Raw genomic sequence first — 3,930 nt, 5'->3', positions numbered from 1 at the left:
AAAATTTCACTCGCCGCGTGTGAGGCGGAATTTTAAAATTTCAAAATTCCGCGCCGCGAAATTATCGCCCGCCATAGAATTTCGCGCGGTAGCTTTAGGATAAAATTTATAGTTCTGCGCGAGCGCGCGGACGAAGTGCACGCCTATGCCCTCGTCCGCGTAGATGACGTTGCCGATACCCAGTACCAGCACTCTCAAGCGTGCTCTTCCTTTTTAAATTTATAGCCGCTTACGATCGCATCCATCGCGCCGTCCCTGCCCTTGACGGCGTTAAAGACCGCCATATAGACGTGGATCGGCACGAAGATTATGATGATATTCATGCAAAGATGATGTATCATTCGCACTTCGCTTAGACCGCCCATCGCAGCTTCCAGCGGGCGTAAGAGCCCGTATAGCGCGCCGCCCAACCCCTCGTGATAGACGTGAATGTATAGAATCATTCCCGTTAGACAGATTACGAACAGCACTAGATAAAAGCCCAGATATGATATAAACTGCAATGGGTTATAAACGCCGCGAAGATGCGGGTGCTCGCCCAAAAAGATATAGTATTTGATCTGGGCGATCCAGACGCGCGGGCTAAAAAAATCCTTGATGCTTAAAAGCTCTTTTCTGCTCTTTTTGTCGAAGAAGAAAAGATAAGTTTTAAAGATTGCTGCGCCGATCATCGCAAAGCCGAAGATCAGATGCACGAATCTAAATTTAGCCTGCATGAAAAGTACCGGCTCTGGGCTTACCTCGGGCGCGGTGAAAACAAAGGCGATGTAATATCCGGTGATCACCAAAATCGTAATGCAAAGCGCGCGCAGCCAGTGCGTGAGCCTAAGACCGATGGAGAACTCGTATTCCGCAAATCTTTTTTTCATCGTTTATCCTTTGCTGGGATCTACCCTATAGCAGCCAAGTTCCGCTCCTTTGGCGTCCATTACGTGCACGGCGCAAGCGATGCAAGGATCGAAAGAGTGGATGCGGCGGATGATCTCTAGCGGCTTGGAAAGATCGGCGAGTTTCAGCCCGATCAAGCAGGATTCGTAAGCGCCCATAGCGCCGTCTTTATCCTTTGGCGTGGCATTCCAAGTAGACGGCACGACCGCCTGCCAGTTTTTGATGACGCCCTTTTCGATCCTGCACCAGTGGCTAAGTGCGCCGCGCGGCACATGACCGATATAGCGACCTTTGTACTCTTTGGAGTTATCGATTACATATTTTGCGCAGGTCTGCGTATCGCCGCTTTTGATATTTGCAATTAAATTTTCTAGCGCAATCAGTCCGTTGTCGGCTACGACTTTAGCCTCGATCATACGGCATGCCGTTCGTCCAAGCGTCGAAAATACCGCCTCAAGCGGCAAGCCGGCGTCTTTTAGGAATTGATCCACGACCTTTACTACGCGCTCATTTTTCTTGGCGTAATTTACTACGATATTGGCAAGAGGCCCTACCTGAAGCGGTTTGCCGTCGTATCGCGGAGCCTTGATCCAGGTGTATTTGCCCTGGGTATCGAGCACCTTCGTATGCGCTTCTTTGCCGTGCGCGTCAATGCTCTGTCCATCCTTAAGGCCCGTATAATTCGGCTCTTGCTCGCCGTCGTAAGGATGAAGCGCCGCATCGTTTTTATACCACGCATGCGTTGCCTCCTCGGTGATCTTGTTTTCATCAAGCTCCAAAACCTTGCTAATATCGCCGTTCATAATCATGCCGCTTTGAAATAGCCATTCGTTCTTTGAAAGCTGAAATTCTTGGTGAGTCCATAAATTTGCCACGCCGATATCGTTTAGCACGCTAGGCTCGTTGCCGTAAGCCTTAGCAGCCATTACGAGATCAGGATAGTAGGCGCGATTTACGAAGTCTGCGACCTCTTTAAATTTAGACATATATTCGCCAAGTCTCGCAGGACTTAGGATATCCATTACGCAGGTGACGCCGCCTACGGTGAGGCTTTGCGGATGAGGCTGTTTCGCACCGAATATCGCCATCATCTGAGCCGCCGCGCGCTGAATGCGCAAACACTCAAGATAGTGCGAAAGAGCGATCAAATTTTGCTCCGGGCTAAGCTTATATGTTGGGTGGCCGAAATACGCGTTTGCAAACGGCCCGAGCGCGCCTTTTTTCACGAAAGCGCCCACGCGATCTTGCACCTCTTTTAGTTTATCCGCACCGCACGCATAAGGGGTATCGCAGTATTTAAACGCCTCCTCGCTCGCTTTTTTAGGATCGGCGCTAAGAGCGCTTACTACATCTACGAAATCAAGCCCGTGGAGTTGATAAAAATGCACCGGGTGATCGTGTAAAAATAGCGCATTAGCCATCAGCGTGCGCGTCAGCAAGGCATTTAGCGGCGGAGTGATACCAAGGGCGTTTTCTACCGCGACGATGCCCGCTTTGTAATGCGAGAAGGTGCAGACGCCGCAAATTCTTTGCATAAAAAATCCCGCGTCGCGAGGATCTCTGTTTTTTACTATGGTCTCAAGCCCGCGCCATAGCGTCGAGCTACTATAGGCTTCACGTACGACGTTTTCATCATCCACTACGACCTCTATTCTTAAATGTCCCTCTATTCTGGTTATCGGATCGATTACGATTCTTTGCGACATGATTATTCCCCTTTATCTTTCTTAAATGACGCAATCGCCGCGTGTGCCGCTACCGCAACACCCGTGATCGCTAAAATCCCGACACCTATCTTATCAGCGGTAGCATCAGCACCGAGCCCGCCGAAAACGCTTTCGTAAAGGCGATCTGCCAAAGGCTCCTCAAAAGGTCCCATATGATCCCAAAAATCAGGCTCCGAGCAGCCTATGCAGCCGTGACCAGCCTGTACCGGCCAGCTAGTGTGGGAGTTGAAGCGCTCGCGCGAGCAGTTGTTAAATGTATAAGGACCCTTGCAGCCTACTTTATAAAGGCAATATCCATCCTTCGCGCCCGCATCGCCGAAGCTTTCTACAAACTCGCCCGCGTCGAAATGTCCGCGGCGCTCGCATAGATCATGTATTCGTAGCCCGTAAGCCCATTTCGGTCGGTTATAAACGTCAAGGCTTGGAAGCGTGCCGAAAAGGATGAAATTTAGCACGTTGCCGACGATATTTTTTTCGCTAGGCGGACAGCCCGGGACGTTGATGACGGGTTTGTTTATGATTTTGTCCAAACCTACGGCGCCGGTCGGATTCGGAGCTGCGGCTTGGATACCGCCGAAGCTCGAACAGGTGCCGATCGCAAATATCGCCGCAGCGCCCTCGGCAGCGTCTTTGCAGTGCTGAGCTCCGCTCTTGCCCTCAGGACCCACGGTTAGGAAAAATTCATTCTCGCCGCTTGGAATTCCGCCCTCTACCATCAAGATATAGCGCCCCTTGTATTTTTCGATCGCGCCCTCTAAATTTTCCTCGGCTTGCCAGCCTGCGGCAGCCATTATCGTCTCGTGGTATTCTAGGCTGATGTAATCGAATATGAGGCTGTCGATGCTAGGCGTCTCGGTGCGTAGCAAGCTCTCGCTACAGCCCGTGCACTCCGCCATATGAAGCCAGATCACCGGCAGGCGATCCGCAAGCTCCGCAGCTCGTGCCACACTCGGTGCAAATGCTGCTGGAAGCCCTAGCATCGCGGTCATCGCTCCGCTCCATTTCATAAAATCGCGGCGCGAAAAGCCCTTGCTTTTAAGCCTTTCTTGTATGCTTTCCTCCGCTTTTATTCGCGGCAAACGCTCAACGGCATCAAGTCTAGCCGAAATTTGAGCCAAATCAACCATAATGTCCTCCTGAAATTTAGGATATTTTTAAATGGCATTCTATCAAAATTTAGAATTTATGCACCTTAAATTTCGTTAGATTTAATTAAAATTTTATATTTATTCATCGTCTAGTAGGTTTTAAATTTAAAAATAAAAGGCGGATTAAAATTTAGCGCTGCGGATGAAACTTTAAATTACGGCGGAAA

Annotated in this window: 3 protein-coding genes and 1 pseudogene; all 4 read right to left on the bottom strand. The window is 49.9% G+C overall.

Annotated elements, in window-relative coordinates; all coding sequences use genetic code 11:
• Nucleotides 1-102: 102 nt before the first annotated feature.
• Nucleotides 103-198: pseudogene (locus Q0537_RS00310) on the bottom strand (hydrogenase expression/formation protein); the annotation flags it as partial.
• Nucleotides 195-869: a Ni/Fe-hydrogenase, b-type cytochrome subunit gene (gene cybH / locus Q0537_RS00305; protein WP_298706636.1), complete on the bottom strand. Its 675-nt coding sequence runs from the start codon at nt 867-869 to the stop codon at nt 195-197. The gene cybH and the pseudogene Q0537_RS00310, both read right to left, overlap by 4 nt.
• A 3-nt stretch (nt 870-872) precedes the next feature.
• Entirely contained in the window at nt 873-2,594 is a 1,722-nt protein-coding gene (locus Q0537_RS00300; RefSeq protein WP_299224045.1) for a nickel-dependent hydrogenase large subunit, read from the bottom strand.
• A 2-nt stretch (nt 2,595-2,596) separates the two neighbouring features.
• Nucleotides 2,597-3,742 carry a hydrogenase small subunit gene (locus Q0537_RS00295; protein WP_299224042.1) on the bottom strand — a complete coding sequence of 382 codons (1,146 nt, stop codon included), beginning with the start codon at nt 3,740-3,742 and terminating at the stop codon, nt 2,597-2,599.
• Nucleotides 3,743-3,930: the final 188 nt, after the last annotated feature.

This window comes from uncultured Campylobacter sp., assembly GCF_938017775.1.
GTDB lineage: Bacteria > Campylobacterota > Campylobacteria > Campylobacterales > Campylobacteraceae > Campylobacter_B.
This window is presented reverse-complemented; position numbering and strand designations above follow the sequence as displayed.